At 71.0% G+C, this 16042-nt stretch carries 14 protein-coding genes; 4 read left to right on the top strand and 10 right to left on the bottom strand.

Annotated features, from left to right (window positions below; all coding sequences use genetic code 11):
- Positions 1-53 precede the first annotated feature (53 nt).
- Entirely contained in the window at positions 54-638 is a 585-nt protein-coding gene (locus ADK55_RS11260; RefSeq protein WP_053677575.1) for a PadR family transcriptional regulator, read from the top strand.
- A gap of 45 nt (positions 639-683) precedes the next feature.
- Here the strand turns inward: ADK55_RS11260 and ADK55_RS11255 are convergent, their stop codons facing one another.
- Positions 684-896 (bottom strand): EF-hand domain-containing protein, encoded by a 213-nt coding sequence (locus ADK55_RS11255; protein ID WP_053677573.1) that lies wholly within the window; start codon positions 894-896, stop codon positions 684-686.
- Positions 897-1149: 253 nt separating this feature from the next.
- Between ADK55_RS11255 and ADK55_RS11250 the strand changes: the two genes are divergently transcribed.
- Positions 1150-1935: a tRNA-dependent cyclodipeptide synthase gene (locus ADK55_RS11250; protein ID WP_078998789.1), complete on the top strand. Its 786-nt coding sequence runs from the start codon at positions 1150-1152 to the stop codon at positions 1933-1935.
- Entirely contained in the window at positions 1916-3160 is a 1245-nt protein-coding gene (locus tag ADK55_RS11245; RefSeq protein WP_053677572.1) for a cytochrome P450, read from the top strand. The genes ADK55_RS11250 and ADK55_RS11245 overlap by 20 nt, the downstream gene beginning before the upstream one ends.
- A 99-nt stretch (positions 3161-3259) precedes the next feature.
- Here ADK55_RS11245 and ADK55_RS11240 read toward each other — a convergent pair whose 3' ends face one another.
- The 8 genes from ADK55_RS11240 to ADK55_RS11205 form a co-directional block, all read right to left on the bottom strand.
- The gene (locus ADK55_RS11240; RefSeq protein WP_053677570.1) at positions 3260-4447 is read right to left on the bottom strand and encodes a YncE family protein; all 1188 of its coding nucleotides are present in this window, start codon (positions 4445-4447) and stop codon (positions 3260-3262) included.
- Positions 4444-5241, bottom strand: a complete 798-nt coding sequence (locus ADK55_RS11235; RefSeq protein ID WP_053677568.1) for a polysaccharide deacetylase family protein — start codon at positions 5239-5241, stop codon at positions 4444-4446. The genes ADK55_RS11240 and ADK55_RS11235 overlap by 4 nt, the downstream gene beginning before the upstream one ends.
- Positions 5242-5639: 398 nt before the next feature.
- Positions 5640-6248, bottom strand: a complete 609-nt coding sequence (locus ADK55_RS11230) for an ATP-binding protein (RefSeq protein WP_078998801.1) — start codon at positions 6246-6248, stop codon at positions 5640-5642.
- 172 nt (positions 6249-6420) lie between these two features.
- Entirely contained in the window at positions 6421-7188 is a 768-nt protein-coding gene (locus tag ADK55_RS11225) for an enoyl-CoA hydratase/isomerase family protein (RefSeq protein WP_053677564.1), read from the bottom strand.
- An 86-nt stretch (positions 7189-7274) separates the two neighbouring features.
- A complete protein-coding gene (locus ADK55_RS11220; RefSeq protein ID WP_053677562.1) occupies positions 7275-8516 on the bottom strand; it encodes a L,D-transpeptidase in 1242 nt (413 codons plus the stop codon).
- A gap of 112 nt (positions 8517-8628) precedes the next feature.
- Positions 8629-9381: a L,D-transpeptidase gene (locus tag ADK55_RS11215; protein ID WP_078998785.1), complete on the bottom strand. Its 753-nt coding sequence runs from the start codon at positions 9379-9381 to the stop codon at positions 8629-8631.
- A gap of 134 nt (positions 9382-9515) precedes the next feature.
- On the bottom strand, positions 9516-11633 hold the full coding sequence (locus ADK55_RS38475) for a choice-of-anchor A family protein (protein WP_159041354.1): 2118 nt from the start codon (positions 11631-11633) through the stop codon (positions 9516-9518).
- Positions 11634-11767: 134 nt separating this feature from the next.
- Positions 11768-12955, bottom strand: a complete 1188-nt coding sequence (locus ADK55_RS11205; protein ID WP_053677558.1) for a L,D-transpeptidase — start codon at positions 12953-12955, stop codon at positions 11768-11770.
- A gap of 372 nt (positions 12956-13327) precedes the next feature.
- Here ADK55_RS11205 and glgX point away from each other — a divergent pair, with 372 nt between their 5' ends.
- The gene (gene glgX / locus ADK55_RS11200; protein WP_234349999.1) at positions 13328-15490 is read left to right on the top strand and encodes a glycogen debranching protein GlgX; all 2163 of its coding nucleotides are present in this window, start codon (positions 13328-13330) and stop codon (positions 15488-15490) included.
- A 31-nt stretch (positions 15491-15521) separates the two neighbouring features.
- Here the strand turns inward: glgX and ADK55_RS11195 are convergent, their stop codons facing one another.
- A complete protein-coding gene (locus tag ADK55_RS11195; RefSeq protein ID WP_053677555.1) occupies positions 15522-16016 on the bottom strand; it encodes a MarR family winged helix-turn-helix transcriptional regulator in 495 nt (164 codons plus the stop codon).
- Positions 16017-16042 lie beyond the last annotated feature (26 nt).

Below are 16042 nucleotides of genomic sequence, written 5' to 3'. Positions count from 1 at the left end.
CGTCGGGGACGGGATCGCGCCGCCGGGATCGACCCCGAACCTAGGATGGCCGCATGTCGCTGCCGCACGCCATCCTCACCGCCCTGCTGGAGAAGCCTTCGTCGGGGCTGGAGCTGACCCGGCGGTTCGACAGGTCGATCGGGTACTTCTGGTCGGCGACGCACCAGCAGATCTACCGGGAGCTGGGCCGGCTGGAGGAGGCCGGGTTGATCAGGGCGTTGCCCGGCGAGGTGCCGGTGCGCGGGCAGCGCAAGGAGTACGAGGTGTTGTCCGCCGGCAGTGCGGAACTGGCCCGGTGGGTCGGCGAGAGCCAGGACCCGAAGGCCATCCGGGACCCCCTGCTGCTGCGGGTGCGGGCGGCGGGCGTGGTGGGGGCTCGGGGGCTCGGGGCGGAACTGCGCCGTCACGTGGAGCTGCACCGGGGGCAGTTGGCGGAGTACGAGGCCATCGAGGCACGGGACTTCCCGCCGGGACGGGACTCCGACGAGGACCGGTTGCGCCGGCTGGTGCTGCGCGGCGGGATCGGCCTGGAGACGTTCTGGCTGCGCTGGCTGGAGGAGGCCCTGACCGAGGTCGAGGACATGGCTCCCGCGCAGGACGGCCCGGGGGCGCCCGAGGGACCCGGGGGCACGGCCTGACCGCCTCCGGTCCCGGCAGGGGGTCGGAGGCGGCCGGGACGGGGACTACTTGTTCAGGGCGACCCAGAACTCGTCGAAGCTCAGCAGGCCGTCGCCGTTGCTGTCCTTGGACGCGACCACGGCGTCCGCGACCGCGCCGGTGACGAACGCGTCGCCCATGGCCTTCATGGCCGCGCTGTACTCGTCGGCCGTGACGAAGCCGTCGCCGTCCGCGTCGAACTTACGGAACGTCGCCCGCGCGCTCTCGATGTCCGCCACTGGGTCCACCCCTTCTTGGTGCTTGTTGACGGCTCAGGGTAGCGCCCGCCCGGGCGGGGCTCGCCCCCGGGTCCCGTTCGGCCGGCAGAAAGAAAGCCAATTACCGTCCGGTAAGGCGGAGGCAATAATTCCGGCCAATAATTCCGGCCTGCACTTGTCACGCTCCGGCATCGCGGCATAACGTACCGACATTGCCGCCACACCAGGAGCGCAGGGCTCCCAGGGACAAGCGGCAACAAGGGCGATCACACAGGTGACGATCACAGCTGACGCATCATTCGAAGTTCTGCCCTTCACCCGCACCTGCCGCCATATCTGGGAAGACGGCGACCATGTGCTCATCGGAGTGAGTCCCGGAAACAGCTACTTCAGCTCCGAGCGCATCGGCAACCTCGCCCGATGGGCCACGACCCGCTTCGCCCAAGTCGACTTCGTCTACGCGGACCTCCACGTCGACCGGATGTTCGCCGCCTTCGGATACTCCCCCGAACACGCGGGGAAGCGGGCGGCGAAGGAGATCAAGGCGGTCCGACGACGCATACTCAAAGGCGTGGAGGAATCAGGACCTCCACTCGCCGAGATTCGCGTGCGGGCACTTTCGGAGTTCCAATCGAACCCCGTCTACCAACTCTTGCACCGACGCGTGCTCCATTTCCTGGAGACTGACGACGAATTCCGTAAGGGCTGCGAGGAAATGGCCCTTCACTTTGTCGGATCGAAGTTGCCGGAAGGTGAATCGATCACCGACGCACAGTTGCGGGTCTGTTTCGACTACATGGCGGCCGAACTGCCGTTCTTCGTGGACACCCCGAGCATTCTCGACGTCCCGTCCTCGGTGGCGGCCTACCACGTCAAGATGCCCCTGACCGATGTCCTCTTCGCACGGGGCGGGGGCCTGCGCGCCACCCGCAACCAGGCGTACGCCGTCGTGCGCCCCGAGGCCGCGGCGGCCTCGGTCCACGCACCGGCCGAGACGCCGGACACCACCTCGAACCACGTACCGACCGGAGGGACCGTCGATGACCGTCGAGCAGCTTGAGGGTCGGGAGACCGGGGGCGCAGGGGACGCCCCCCTCGACTTCCCGCTCTCACGACGCGGTGACGTGCTCCCGCCGGAGTGCGCCTGGCTGCGTGAGAAGGCGCCGGTCGCCAGGGTCCGCACCCTCACCGGGGACCCTGCCTGGCTGGTGAGCGGCTACGCGCCGGCCAGGCAGGTGCTGGAGGACGAGCGCTTCAGCCTCAAGGACACGGCGAACGCCGGCGTCCCCCGCCAGTACGCGCTGACGATCCCGCCCGAGGTCGTGAACAACATGGGCAACATCAACGGCGCCGGGCTGCGCGACGCGGTGATGAAGGCGCTCAACCCGCGCCAGGAGGGGCTCCGGGACCGGCTGCGCGCCACGGCCGGGGAACTCGTCGACCGGATGGTGGCCGAGGGCGCCCCCGCCGACCTCCGGGCCGGTTTCGCGGACCCGTTCTCGGCCGCACTGCACTGCCGGGTGCTGGGAGTGCCCTTCGACGACTGGCGCCGGCTGATGTCGGGCCTCGACGTGGCGTTCATGACGGCGCGGGAGCCCTTCGCGGACTCGGCGCTCAACTGGTACAAGGACGTCGGCTACTTCGTCGAGTGCCTGGAGGCGCAGCTCGCCCTGCCCGCCGAGGAGCGTACGGGGCTCCTCGGCAGGTTCGCCGGGTTGAAGGAGGCCGACCCCGAGTCGGCGCACCTGACCGACGACATGTTCGCGACGGTCGCCGTCTCGCTCTTCGGGGCGGGCGCGGTGTCCACGTCCGCGTTCCTGGTGCTCGCGGTCCTCGCGCTGCTCCAGAAGCCGGAGCTGATCGGGTACCTGCGCGCGCATCCGGAGCGGATGGGCAAGGCGGTGGACGAACTCCTGCGCTGGAACCTCTCCGTGGGCGACGGCCTGCCGCGGATCGCCCTGGAGGACGTGCGGGTCGGTGACGTGCTGGTCAAGAAGGGCGAGCTGGTCCTGGTCCTGTTGGAGGGGGCCAACTTCGACCCGCTGGCCTTCGAGAACCCGGACGTGTTGGACCTCGAACGCGAGAGCCCCCGGCCCCACCTTGCGTTCGGCGCCGGCCGGCACTTCTGCCCGGCCTCCGCCCTGGGTCGGGCCCACGCCGAGATCGCGTTGGAGGTGCTGGTCGAGCGGTTGCCCGAACTGCGCCTCGCGGTCCCGGCCGAGAACCTCGTCTGGCGCACGGGCTTCATCAAGCGCCTGCCGGAGCGGCTTCCCGTCGCCTGGTAGGCCCCGGTGGGGCCCTGCCCGACCGGTGGACGGGGGCGGCCCGGGAGCTGTGCGAGCTCCCGGGCCGCCGTCGTCGCGACCGGGTCCGAAAGGGACGGCCTAGCGGAAGATCCCGGTGTGGCCGAGCGAGTAGCGGCCGGGCTGGGGGTAGACGGCGAGGCCGTGCGGTCCGCCGCCGACCGGGATCCGGGCCAGTTCCTTGCCGCTGGTGGTGTCGAGGGCGTAGACCTCGGAGTTGTAGCGGCCCGACAGCCACAGCACCTTGCCGTCGGCGGAGACCCCGCCCATGTCGGGGCTGCCGCCGTCCGGCAGTTCCCACTTCTTCGTCAGCTTGTTCTGCGGGAAGTCGAAGACGGAGATGGTGCCCTCGCCGCGGTTGGAGATGTACATCTCCTTGGAGTCCCGGCTGACGTACAGGCCGTGGCACCCCTTTCCGGTGGGCAGCAGCTTGGGGACGTCGAACTTGTCCCCGCTGAGCACCCACATGCCGTGCGCCATCATGTCCGCGACGTAGAAGGTCTTGCCGTCCGGGGAGATCTTCACGTCCTGCGGCATCGCGCCCTCGAACGGCAGCTTCTGCTGGCCGACGACCTCCATCTTCTCGGTGTCCACCTTGAGGAGTTCGCCGGAGAACTCGCAGCTCACGATGAAGTAGCGGCCGTCGGCCGAGAAGTCCGCGTGGTTGACGCCGAAGCAGGTCACGGGCACCGTCTTCACCCGGTTCATGGTGTGCGGGTCGCGGAAGACCAGTTCGCGGTCCATCGACGCCATCACGATCGCGTACTTCCCGTTGGGCGTGAAGTAGAGGTTGTACGGGTCGTGCACCTCGACGGGGTCGCCGGCCTCGCCGGTGGCCGGGTTGATGGGGGTGAGCGTGTGGCCGCGGTTGTTGTTGACCCACAGGGTCTTCATGTCCCAGGAGGGCACCACGTGTTGGGGCTGGGCGCCGACGGGGATGGTGTCGATGACCTTGTACGTCGCCGGGTCGATGACGGACACCGTGTTGGAGTTGGTGTTCGGTACGTAGACCCGGGACGGGAAGTCCTTGACCACCGGGGAGAGCCGGTTCGGGCGGTCCGCCGCGTACACGTCCTTCGGGTCGAGCAGCGGTGGCATGCCGGGCAGTCCGGGCGGCGCCGCCGGCACGGCCTTGACCGGCCGGGCGGGTCCCTTGGAGCCGAGCGCCTCGGTCGCGCCCCCTCCGCCGGAACCGCAGCCGGCCAGGGCAGCGAGAACCAGTCCGGCGAGCAGCGCGGTGGCCTTCCGGGGAAGGCGGTTCGTGGTCATGGGGTCAGCAGCTCCGTGGTGGTCACCGCGCGCAGCTTGCGGCGCGCGAGTTCTTCGAGGAGGGGCGGCATCGCGTCGACCGTGTCCGCGTAGCCGAAGTGCAGGCTCACCACCGATCCGCCGTGGATCGTCCCGGTGACGTTGCGGATGACGGCCGCGGCGCCGGGCGAGGTGAAGTCGAGGGAGTCCACGTCGTACGACAGGACGTGCGGGTAGCCCGCCCGCCCGGCGAGGGTTCGGACGAGCGGGCTCGCGTACTGGGTCTGCGAGGGGCGGAACCAGGTGCCGATCGAGCCGGTGAGGCGTTTGAGGCGCTGCGCGCAGCCGGTGATCTCGGCGAGGGCGTCGGCCTCGGACATGTCGTTGATCGCGAGGTGGCGTTGGGTGTGGTTGCCGAGTTCGTGGCCGCCGTCGAGGATCCGGCGGGCCATGTCCGGGTGGTCGTCGAGCCAGGTGCCGATCGCCAGTACGGTGACGCGCGCCCCGCCCTTCTCGGCCTCGGCGAGCACGGCCCGGGCGACGGCCGGGTCCCCGTTGCCGTGGAAGGTGAGGGCGACCCGGGGCCGGTCGCGGGGGCCGTGGGCGATCTCGACGGGCAGGCCGGCGAACCGGCGGGGTGCCGGTGCGGCCGCGGCGGCGGGGGCCTTGGCGGGCACGGTGGCGGAGGGGGCGGCGGCCTTGTCGGGGGCGGTCGCGCGGGTCGGGGGCGCGGTCCCGCAGGCGGTGGCGAGGGCGCCGACGGCGCCCGCCACACCGGCGCGAAGGGCGGATCGGCGGTCCGGATAGCAGAGCACTTGCCCATTTAAGGGGTGGATGACCGAGATGGTAATGATTGACCCAATTCGAGACGCCGGCCATCAGGACGCCATCCGAGGTTCCGTCCGCTACGTGATCAACGATTCACTCAGAGCGGTCGATACTTATTCATTGATTACGAGGTGAGTGGCCCACCTCACCTAAGATTTAGGTGGAAACTCTTAGGATATGCACACTTATGTCCGTGTTGGGACTTTTGGCATTCGGGCGCTCGTCTGCCATAGTCGGAACCACGACTTCCCTTTGACCCGAGCGAAGTCCCGCCGAGGATCACACCCCCTTCGATCCTCGGCGCACCCATGAAACCCCCGCAGCGCCCGATCACGGCGACAGGGGGTTTCTGGCGTTCCGGGCCGAAGTGCAGGGAGGGCGGGTCCTAGCGGTCGGCCACCCGCATCTCGAACCAGGTGATCTTGCCGCGCGGCAGCAGATCGGCGCCCCAGCGGTCGGACAGTTTGTCGACGAGGAAGAGCCCGCGCCCCGTGGTGTCCATCTCGTGGACCGGCATCAGACAGGGCAACCCGCGCGAGGGGTCACGCACCTCGATCCGGATCCACCCGCGGCGACGCAGCATCCGTAAGCCGAAGGAGCGGGCCCCGGTGTGGCGCACGGCGTTGCCGACGAGTTCGGACACCAGCAGGACCGCGTGTTCGGCGATCTGCGGCGAGAGGCCCCAGTGGCGGATCACCACCGACTGGGTGAGCCGGCGAGCGGTTCTCGCGGACTCCGGCATGGACGGCAGCGTCACCTCCGCCTCCGCCGGATTCTCGTACGACTCCGATGCCTTGAGGCCGTGTTCATCCTCAAGAGACGCCGTGAGCCGTACGGCGGAAGCGCTGCTGCGCTGCCGCGGCTGTTCCACACCCTCCAGGCCCGCCATGAACCCATCATGGACGGCACGACCGCCACCGCGGGTCGTTCCGCGGGAAAACACCCCCCGGAATGGTTGATTCCGAAGGGGTGTCCCGGCATATGCAACAGGCAAAACAGAGGCCGCGACGCCGAGGTGACCTGCGATGACACAACGCGCGGAGCCGATCACCCTCGGTGGGCCATGAGGTCCCCTTAAGCCTGGCTTAAGGCCTGGCTAATGCACCCACAGGGAGGACTCCCCGGGGACTCCCCTGTGGACTTCCCCCGCGGCCGGGCCGTCCCGGCTAGAGGAACTTGGCCTTGCCGGGGCCCTCCTCCACGAAGCTGCGCATGCCGCGCTCGCGGTCCTCGGTGGCGAACAGGCCCGCGAACCAGTTGCGTTCGATGGTCAGACCGGTGTCGATGTCCGCCTCCAGGCCGGCGTCGACACACTCCTTGGCGGCCCGCAGGGCGAGCGCGGGGCCCTGCGCCAGCTTCGCGGCCCAGGCGTGCGCCTGCTCGTACACCTCGGCGGCCGGCACGATCCGGTCGACCAGACCGAGGGCGAGCGCCTCCTCGGCCTTGACCATCCGGCCGGTGAAGATGAGGTCCTTGGCCTTGGACGGGCCGATCAGGCGGGACAGCCGCTGGGTGCCGCCCGCGCCCGGGATCAGACCCAGCAGGATCTCGGGCTGCCCGAGCTTCGCGTTGTCGGCGGCGATCCGGTAGTCGGCGCAGAGCGCGAGTTCGCAACCGCCGCCCAGGGCGTAGCCGGTGACGGCCGCGACGACGGGCTTGGGGATCCGGGCCACGGCCGTGAACGCGTCCTGGAGACCTCGGGACCGGGCGACCATCGCCGCGTGGTCCATGGTCTGCATCTCCTTGATGTCCGCGCCGGCGGCGAACACCTTCTCGCCGCCGTAGATGACGACCGCGCGGACGTCGGCCCGGTCGCCGGCTTCCACCGCGAGCTCGCGCAGCCGGTCCTGGGTGGCGATGTCCAGGGCGTTCATGGGCGGCCGGTCCAGACGGAGGGTGCCGACGCCTTCGGAGACTTCGAGAGAGAGGGTCATACGGGGAAGGTTAGTACCGGTTAACAGCGAGTGGCCCGGTGCCGTGTGTCACAGCGCCGGGCCACTCGATCACCTACGGGGTGGGGTTACTTGACCCACTCCGCCCAGTCCATGTTCCAGCCGTTGAGGCCGTTCTCCGGCGCGATCTCCTTGTCCTTGGAGTTCTTCACGACGACCACGTCACCGATGAGCGACTGGTCGAAGAACCAGGCGGCGGGCTGGTCGGGGTCGCCGGCGCCGCGCGCGTCGCGCAGGCCCACACAACCGTGGCTGACGTTCTCCGACCCGAAGGTGGAGGAGGAGGCCCAGTAGTTGCCGTGGACGAAGGTGCCGGAGTTCGACAGGCGCATCGCGTGCGGCACGTCGGAGATGTCGTACTCGCCGCCGAAGCCGACGGTGGCGCCGTTCATCCGGGTCACCTTGTACTTCTCACTGATGACCATCTGTCCGTTGTAGGTGGTCGTCGACGGGGCGCCCGCGGTGATCGGGAGGTTCTTCAGGACCTGGCCGTCACGGACGACCTCCATGGTGTGCGCGCTCGCGTCGACCGTGGACACCTGGGAGCGACCGATGGTGAAGGAGAACGTGCGGGTCTGCTTGCCGTAGACGTTCTCCCGGCCCTCGACGCCGTCGAGGGCGAGCTTCACGGTGACCTTGGTGCCCGCGGCCCAGTACTTCTCGGGGCGGAAGTCGAGGCGGTCGTTGCCGAACCAGTGGCCCTCGACCGGGACGGAGGGCTCGGCGGTGACCGTGATGGCCTTCTCGACGGCCTCCGGGTTGGTGATGCCGCGGGTGAAGTTGATGGAGACGGGCATGCCCACGCCGACCGTGGAACCGTCCTCGGGGGTGTAGTGGCCCACGAAGGTGTTCTCCGGGGTCAGGGTGGTGAAGGTGGTGTCCTTGACCGACTCCCGGCCGGCCGTGTCCTTGGCCACCGCGTGCACCTTGTACTCGGTGGCGGAGGCCAGATGGCGTTCGGGCTCCCAGTTCGCGCCGTCCGCGGCGAGCTTGCCGGCCACCGCGTTGCCCTTGGTGTCGGCGACCGTCACCGTCGTGAGCTTGCCACCCGTGCTGGATATCTTCAGGATGCCGCTGGTGGCGACCTCCTTGGCCCCGTCGTCGGGCTTGACGTTGACGACAGCCTTCGACGCCTCGGTGCCGGCCTTGCCGGCGCCGCCCCCGCCGTTGTCGTCTCCGCCGTTGCCCCCGCCGTTGCCGCCACCGCTGCACGCGGTGGTGAGCAGCAGGGCCGCTCCCAGCAGTAGGGCCGGCAGGCCGGTGCGGACTCGACCGCGAATCGGCTGCAGGTTCACTCGTGTTCTCCCCATGTCCCCCGCGCACGGACAGTCGCGCGCTTGTCGACAGGAAATCACACGGGAAGAACACGAAAAGATACGGTCTTGTCACCGTTCGGTCCCAAGCACGGGGACCGTCTCGGAGTCAGTCGTCCGTACCGGGTTTGGTCCCCCAGACGTAGACCGCGTCGCCCTCGGCCAGCAGGTTCCACAGGCGTTCGGCGTCGGGCACCGAGAGGTTGACGCAGCCCGCCGATCCGCCGTGCGCGTAGAGGTCGCCGGGGCGGCCGTGCAGGGCCTGGCCCCCGTCGAAGAACTGGGCGTACGGCATGGGCGCGTTGTCGTACAGCGTGGACTCGTGGTCCTCGCTGCGCCAGTACACCTCGTGCCAACCGGGCCGGGTCTCCTGGTCGTCGCGACCGGTGCGGATGGGCACGGGCGCGAAGACGATCCGCTCCCCGCTCTGTACCCACAGGAGTTGGCGTTCCAGGTCCACACAGGTCACCCGGTGCTCACGGACCGGGCAGGAGCCGTCGGCGTTGGGGTTCGCGCGGGCGTTCACGGCGACCATCGTGCGGTGCGTGACGAGGCCGGCGTAGCCGTCGGCCGGGGTGACGCGGTGGGTCCGCTGGAAGGAGCGGACGGCGACGCAGTCGGCGGTGGACTGCACCCCGTCGACCGGGCGTCCCAGTCCGGCCTCCAACTCGCGCTGGTAGGGGCCGGTACCGGCGGTGCAGGCGGGTTCGGGCTCCGGGGCGCGCCGCGCGGGGGCCGCGGCGGCGGTCGGGGCGGCGAGGGCGCCCAGGGTCAGGGCCGCGGCCAGGGCGAGCGCCCCGCGTATCGCGGATGTCCCGCGGGCCGGGCGGCCCGTGGCGGCGATGGTGTCCCCTGTGGGCATGTGGACCTCCTCGCGCCCGCCGGTCGGGCACTCGCCGCCCAGCCAACCCGGTCCTGCCCGGTACGGCCGCCCGGGTGCGCCGGCGGGGTGAGGAGGTCACTCCGCCGGCGTACCCGGTCGGGGTCGCGCGGGGTTCAGGCGCGCGGGCCCTTCGGGTCCTTGCCGTGGTCGTCCCGCTTGTTGTGCAGGGTGACCACGAGGCGGTGGTTCGGGGTCGTCCCGTCGAGGCGCAGCGGCCCGGTGACCCGGTTCCCCGGCAGGACGTAGCCCTCGGGGACGTCCGTCTCGACCAGGTAGTAGGAGCCCTCGGAGAGCCGGTCGAAGTCGCAGATCCCGACGCGGTCGGTGGCGCAGCCCGGCTTGACCCTGCGGTCGGCGTTGATGCCGCGGGTCTGGAGACCCGCGGTGTTGTTGGTCTCCTTCCAGACCTCGAACACGGCGCCGCGCAGCGGCCGCCCGGTCTTGGCGTCCTTCTTCACCACGCGCAGGGTGCCCGGGTCCTCCTCGGGTTCCCTGGTGTTGGGGACGTTGACGACGATTCCCTCCGTCACGTCGCCCTCGTCCGGGGTGAAGGCCACCACCGGGTCCTCGGGCGGGTTGTAGCCGTCGGGTGCCGCGATCTCGCGCCAGTAGTACGTCGGGCCGACGGGCAGGTACACGGTGCAGCTGCCGTCGGCGTCGGTCACGCACTCGCCGGGGAGCCTGGTGTCCGGGTCGGTTCCGCCGGTCTGCAGGCCCGTGCGGCCGTTGCTCTCGCGCCACAGGTCGAAGCGGCCGCCGGGCAGCGCGGCGCCGGTGGCGAGGTCGGACTTCCAGAGCACGACCTTGGCGGTGGGCACGGGCAGCCGCTCGTTGTCGACGGTGACGCGGGCGCCGGCGTTCGCGTTGTCCGCGGTCAGCTCCAGCGGGAAGACCGGGTTCGGGGCGGGGCGGTGGCCGGCGGGGGCGACGGTCTCGCGCCAGTAGTAGCGGCCGAGGTCCGTGGTGTGGGAGCAGATCCCGTTCTCGGGGGTGGTGCACTCGGTGACCCTGGTGTCGGCCTCCGCGCCGGTGGTCTGGAGGCCGGGCGTGTCGTTGGTCTCGCGCCACAGCTCGAAGCGCGCGCCGGCGAGCGGGCGGCCCGTCTCGTCCCGCTTGAGCACGGACACCGCGCCGGTCGTCACCGGCGGGGCGCAGTCGGGGAGGTCGCCGTCGAAGGGGTAGGCGTGGAACTCCTGGCCGCCGCCACCGCCCTGGATGCCGGTGTGGGTGAGGTTGCCGGTGGTGAAGAAGCGGCCGTTCATGCCGGGCAGGGTGACGGTGGCCCGGGAACGCTGCTCGCCGATCAGCACGCTGCCCTGGAACTGGCCGCTGCCGTTCAGGTTGACCGTCGTGGCGTCCGGGAAGTTCCACAGCAGCCGGGTGCGCAGGGCGTTGAAGGTGTCGGCGCCGTCGACGATGGTGCCGCTGTAGGTGTTGATCGTCCGGGTCGTGCCGAGGACGTTGACCAGGACGGTGGCCTTCGCCGGGATCCTGGCGAAGCGGATGCCGACGGCCCCGCCGTTGCGGCCGACCAGGTCGGTGTCGAGGGTGAAGACCTGGAGCGGGGAGCTGTCGTCGCCGGTGAAGACGAAGGTGCCGTCCTGGTTGACCACCGTGCCGGTCGCCGGGCGGGGGGCCGCGCCGATCCGGGCGTAGCACTTGCCGGCGGCGGTGAGGTCGTCGCGCAGGCCCGCGTAGGGGGCGACGGCGTTCGGGTCGGCGCGCAGGGTGCCGGTGACCGTGCCGGCGCCGGGGGCGGTGCCCGCGTGACGGACCACGCCGCCGTCGGAGATGAGTCGTTCGCCGGCGGCGATGTTCACGTTCCGGCCGGTGGTGAGGAAGTCCGAGCCGAGCGGCGGCTGGACCAGGGAGCCCGCGCCGACGATCCCGATGTTGTAGGCGGAGCTCGCCCCCGCCACCTTGTCCTGGTCGAAGGTGCCGAGGACCACGACCCGGCCCTCGGCCTCCGCCGCGCGCTCGCGGACGAGGAAGTCGCCGCCGACGAAGATGTTCACGGCGTTGTCGGTGCCGACGGGCCGGGTTCCGGTGCCGATCTGGGGGAACGGGTTCGGGCAGGTGCCCGGGACGCAGGGACCGAGCCCGCCCGGCAGGGGGGCTCGCAGGGCCCGTACCGGCTGCTCGCCGCCGGAGCCCGCGGCGAGGGCCGCGGGGGCGCCGGCGGTGAGCACGGCCCCGATCGCGAGGCCGAGGGTCCAGTTCCTTGCTGACATGACGCTCCGTCCGTTGCCTGCGCTGTTGGCGACAGGCTGACGGCAGGTTCCGGCGTGCCGGATCGACGACACGATCCCGCTACGGCCATCCGGTCCGACAATCACTCGATTGATGCGACCGGGGGGGCGGCCGCTCAGCGGGCGGCCGAGCCGGCGACCCAGTCGGCCCAGGTCATGTTCCAGCCGCCCAGGCCGTTGCTGGGGGAGACCGTCTTGTCCTGCGAGTTCTCGACGACCACGACGTCCCCGACCAGGGTCCGGTCGAAGAACCAGCCCGCCGGGGTGTCCGAACCGCCGCCCTTGTCGTCGCGCAGGCCCACGCAGCCGTGACTGACGTTGGTGCTGCCGAAGGTGTCGGGGCTGGCCCAGTAGTTGCCGTGCAGGAAGGTGCCGGAGTTGGTGAGCCGCATGGCGTGGGGCACGTCGGGGATGTCGTACTCGCCGCCGAAGCCGACGGTCTGACCGTTCATCCGGGTCACGTCGAACATCTCCATCACCACCATCTTGCCGTTGTAGGTGGTGTTCTTCGGGGCGCCCGCGGTGATCGGGACGGTGGACACCAGCTCCCCGCCCCGGCGGACCTCCATGGTGTGCGCGGCGGCGTCCACGGTGGAGATCTGGGAGCGACCGACCGTGAAGGTGACGGTCTTGTCCTGGATCCCGTACGAACCGGGCGCGCCCTCGACGTCGCGGAGGTTCATCTTCACGGTGACCTCGGTGCCCGGCTTCCAGTACTCCTTGGGCCGGAAGTCGAGGCGGCCGTCCCCGAACCAGTGGCCGACGACCTGCACGGCCGGCCTGGAGGTGACGGTGATGGCCCGTTCCACCTCGGCGCGCTGCTTGATGGCGCGGTTGAAGTTGAAGGAGACGATCATGCCGGTGCCCACGGTGGAGCGGTTCTCGGGCTTGAAGTAGCCGATGAACCGCTCCTCGGGAACGTAGGTGGTGAAGGTGGTGTGCCGGGCCTGGCGGCGGTTGTGCCCGTCGAGGGCGACCGCGTCCACGGTGTACTTGGCGGCGAGCGAGAGCCGCCCGGCCGCCGGGTCCGGGTTCCAGCTGAGCCCGTCGGCGGCGATGGTGCCGGGGACCTGTTCCTGTTGGGCGTCCTCCACCTTGGTGACGACGACCCGTTCCAGCCGTCCTTCGGGGACGTTCACGACCAGCGGCCCGTCGGCCGGGACCCCCTTGGCGTTGTCCCCGGGGGTGATCCGGATGGCCTCGTCCGGCGACCGGGGTTTGCCGGGCAGCTGGATCTCGACCGGGGATCCGCCGTCCTTGGTGCAGCCGGTGAGCCCGCCCAGCAGGCCCGCCCATGCCGCCATGGCGGCCAAGCCCGCCCCTGCCCGCCTCGTCAGATGAGTCACGGACTGTCCAACGACCGGCCCCCTCCGGGGGAAACGTGGGCGCGGCCCACGTTCCGGGCGGGGCAGTACGGGCAGAACAGTGGGAAGGACCAGACGGGGGCGGACTCGGCCGGGACGCCGGGACCGCGCACTCCCCACCCCCGCAGGTACCGAGAGCCGTGGAGGCGGGCAGTGTCGAGCGCAGCCGAGCAAGAGGCGGTGGAAGCCGTCGAGGGTGACGTACGGCGCGGCGGGACCGCGCCCGTACCGCACCTCGACGGGCAGTCGAACGGTCAGGCGAACGGCCGGACGAACGGCCAGGTCACAGCGCGGCCCGGCCCCGCGTCACGGGTGTCCGCGCGTCCGGGGCCGGCGGTGTGGCCCGGGTCCTCGCACCCCTTGGGGGCGCGGTTCCGGACCGGGCCGGACGGGGTCGCGGGCACCAACTTCGCGCTGTGGGCGCAGGGCGCGGAGGCGGTGGAACTGTGCCTGTTCGACGGGTCCGGCACCGAGACCCGGTGCGCCCTGACGGAGCTCACGCACGAGATCTGGCACGGCTTCGTGCCGGGCGTGCGCCCCGGACAGCGGTACGGATTCCGGGTCCACGGGCGCTGGGACCCCTGGACGGGCGCCCGGTACAACCCGGCGAAGCTGCTCCTGGACCCGTACGCGCGGGCCGTGGACGGCGACTTCGGGCTGCCGCCCGAGGTGTACGGCCACGTCCGGGACTGGCCGCAGCAGTACATCGCGGACACCGTGCGCGACGACCGGGACTCGGCGCCGTCCGTGCCGAAGGGGGTCGTCGTCCACGACGACGACGACTGGGCGGACGACGTCCGGCCCAAGACCCCCTGGGCCGATTCGGTGATCTACGAGTTGCACGTGCGGGGCTTCACGATGCGCCATCCGGGCATTCCCGAGGAACTGCGCGGCACCTACGCCGGCCTGGCCCACCCGGCCGCGATCGAGCACCTGACCCGGCTCGGCGTGACGGCGGTGGAACTGCTGCCGGTGCACCAGTTCGCGCACGAGGACCATCTGCTGCGCCGGAACCTGCGCAACTACTGGGGCTACAACTCGATCGGCTACTTCGCCCCGCACGCGGGCTACTCGTCGAGCGGGACGACCGGGCAGCAGGTCGGCGAGTTCAAGCGGATGGTGAAGGCGCTGCACGCGGCCGGGATCGAGGTCATCCTCGACGTGGTCTACAACCACACGGCGGAGGCGGGCGAGCTGGGCCCGACGCTGTCCCTGCGCGGGATCGACAACCGGGGCTACTACCGGCTCCAGTCCGACCAGCGCCGGTACGCCGACTACACGGGCTGCGGGAACACCCTGCACGCCGGGCGCCCGCACGTGCTGCGGCTGATCACCGACTCGCTGCGGTACTGGGTGACGGAGATGGGCGTGGACGGCTTCCGCTTCGACCTGGCGGCGGCGCTGGCCCGCTCGATGCACGACGTGGACATGCTCTCGCCGTTCCTCGCGGTGATCGCCCAGGATCCGGTGCTGAGGAGGGTCAAGCTGATCGCCGAGCCGTGGGACGTGGGGTCCGGCGGCTACCAGGTGGGGGCGTTCCCGCCGCTGTGGACGGAGTGGAACGACCGCTACCGGGACGCGGTCCGGGACTTCTGGCGGGGCGCGCTGCCCGACGTGCGGGACCTCGGGTACCGGCTGTCCGGATCCAGCGACCTGTACGCGTGGGGCGGGCGGCGGCCGTACGCCTCGGTGAACTTCGTGACCGCGCACGACGGGTTCACCCTGCGCGACCTGGTGAGCCACGAGCGCAAACACAACGAGGCCAACGGCGAGGACGGCCGGGACGGCACCAACGACAACCGGTCGTGGAACTGCGGGGCGGAGGGCGAGTCCGACGACCCCCGGATCGGCGCGTTGCGGCGCCGGCAGCTGCGGAACCTGCTGACCACTCTGCTGCTGTCGACGGGCGTGCCGATGCTGGTGGCCGGTGACGAGTTCGGCCGCACGCAGGGCGGCAACAACAACGCGTACTGCCAGGACAACGAGACGAGCTGGGTCGACTGGTCGCTGCTGGAGGACCCGGTGTGGCGGGAGCTGTTCGCCCTGGCCACGCGGGTGCTGGCGCTGCGCCGCGAGCATCCCGTGCTGCGCCGGCGGGCGTTCTTCTCGGGGCGGGCGCAGGGCGCGGACGGGCTGCGGGACCTGGCCTGGTTCACCCCCGGCGGCAAGGAGATGACGGAGCGGGACTGGTACGCGCCGGCCGCCGCGCTGGGCCTGTACCTGTCGGGGCGCGACATCCCGGGGCGCGACGAGCGGGGTCGGCAGGTGACGGACGACAGTTTCCTGGCGCTGCTGCACGCCGGGGACCGGCCGGTGGAGTGGATGCTGCCGGGCGCGCCGTGGGCGACGACGTACGAACTGGTGCTGGACACCTCGCGGGAGGAGCAGGGCGCGGCGCCCGCGACCCGACACCGGGGCGGGGAGGCGCTGTCGGTTCCGGCCAGGTCGGTGCTGCTGTTGAGGGTGGCGGGTTGAGGGCGGCGGTGTCCCGGGGGCGGGGGGCGGGTCAGCCCGTTTCGGCGTGGAGGAGCATCCGCTTGAGGAGGGCGGCGAGCGCGGCCCGTTCGGCGTCGTCGAGCGGTCCGATCAACCGCGCCTCGGCGATGCCGCGCCAGCGCATGGCGTCGGTCCAGCGGCGGTGTCCCTCGTCGGTGAGCTCGACGTCGACACGGCGACGGTCCCCGGCGGCGCGGATCCGCCGGATGAGACCGGCCTTCTCCAGGGTGTCCAGGCGGCCGGTCATCCCGGCCGGGGAGAGCAGCATCTCGGCGGCCAGCTCGGAGGAGGGGGCCCGCCAGGGGGCGCCCCGGGAGGCGAGCCGGTGGAGGGTCTCGAACTCGAACTCCTGCAGACCGGTCTCGGCCATCGCCCGTTCCTTGCCGTACTTCACGTGTTTGGCGAGGAGCTGGATGCGGGTGATGACCTCCTCGGTGGGCACGTCGAAGGGAACCTTGCCGCTCCAGCGGGCGATGTGCCGGTCGACGGAGTCCTCGGTGTCCATGGGCGGCAGTATCGCACCCGCCCAAA

The sequence above is a fragment of the Streptomyces sp. WM4235 genome (genome assembly GCF_001279725.1).
GTDB lineage: Bacteria > Actinomycetota > Actinomycetes > Streptomycetales > Streptomycetaceae > Streptomyces.
The sequence above is the reverse complement of the archived record's forward strand: the minus strand, read 5'-3'. Positions and strand labels throughout refer to the sequence as shown.

Excerpts from the sequence above, each read along its gene's own strand:
- ADK55_RS11260 (WP_053677575.1), top strand. The coding sequence starts at position 54 with ATGTCGCTGCCGCACGCCATCCTCACCGCCCTGCTGGAGAAGCCTTCG.
- ADK55_RS11245 (WP_053677572.1), top strand. The coding sequence starts at position 1,916 with ATGACCGTCGAGCAGCTTGAGGGTCGGGAGACCGGGGGCGCAGGGGAC.
- ADK55_RS11240 (WP_053677570.1), bottom strand. The coding sequence starts at position 4,447 with ATGACCACGAACCGCCTTCCCCGGAAGGCCACCGCGCTGCTCGCCGGA.
- ADK55_RS11225 (WP_053677564.1), bottom strand. The coding sequence starts at position 7,188 with ATGACCCTCTCTCTCGAAGTCTCCGAAGGCGTCGGCACCCTCCGTCTG.
- ADK55_RS11220 (WP_053677562.1), bottom strand. The coding sequence starts at position 8,516 with ATGGGGAGAACACGAGTGAACCTGCAGCCGATTCGCGGTCGAGTCCGC.
- ADK55_RS11215 (WP_078998785.1), bottom strand. The coding sequence starts at position 9,381 with ATGCCCACAGGGGACACCATCGCCGCCACGGGCCGCCCGGCCCGCGGG.
- ADK55_RS38475 (WP_159041354.1), bottom strand. The coding sequence starts at position 11,633 with ATGTCAGCAAGGAACTGGACCCTCGGCCTCGCGATCGGGGCCGTGCTC.
- ADK55_RS11205 (WP_053677558.1), bottom strand. The coding sequence starts at position 12,955 with ATGGCGGCATGGGCGGGCCTGCTGGGCGGGCTCACCGGCTGCACCAAG.
- ADK55_RS11195 (WP_053677555.1), bottom strand. The coding sequence starts at position 16,016 with ATGGACACCGAGGACTCCGTCGACCGGCACATCGCCCGCTGGAGCGGC.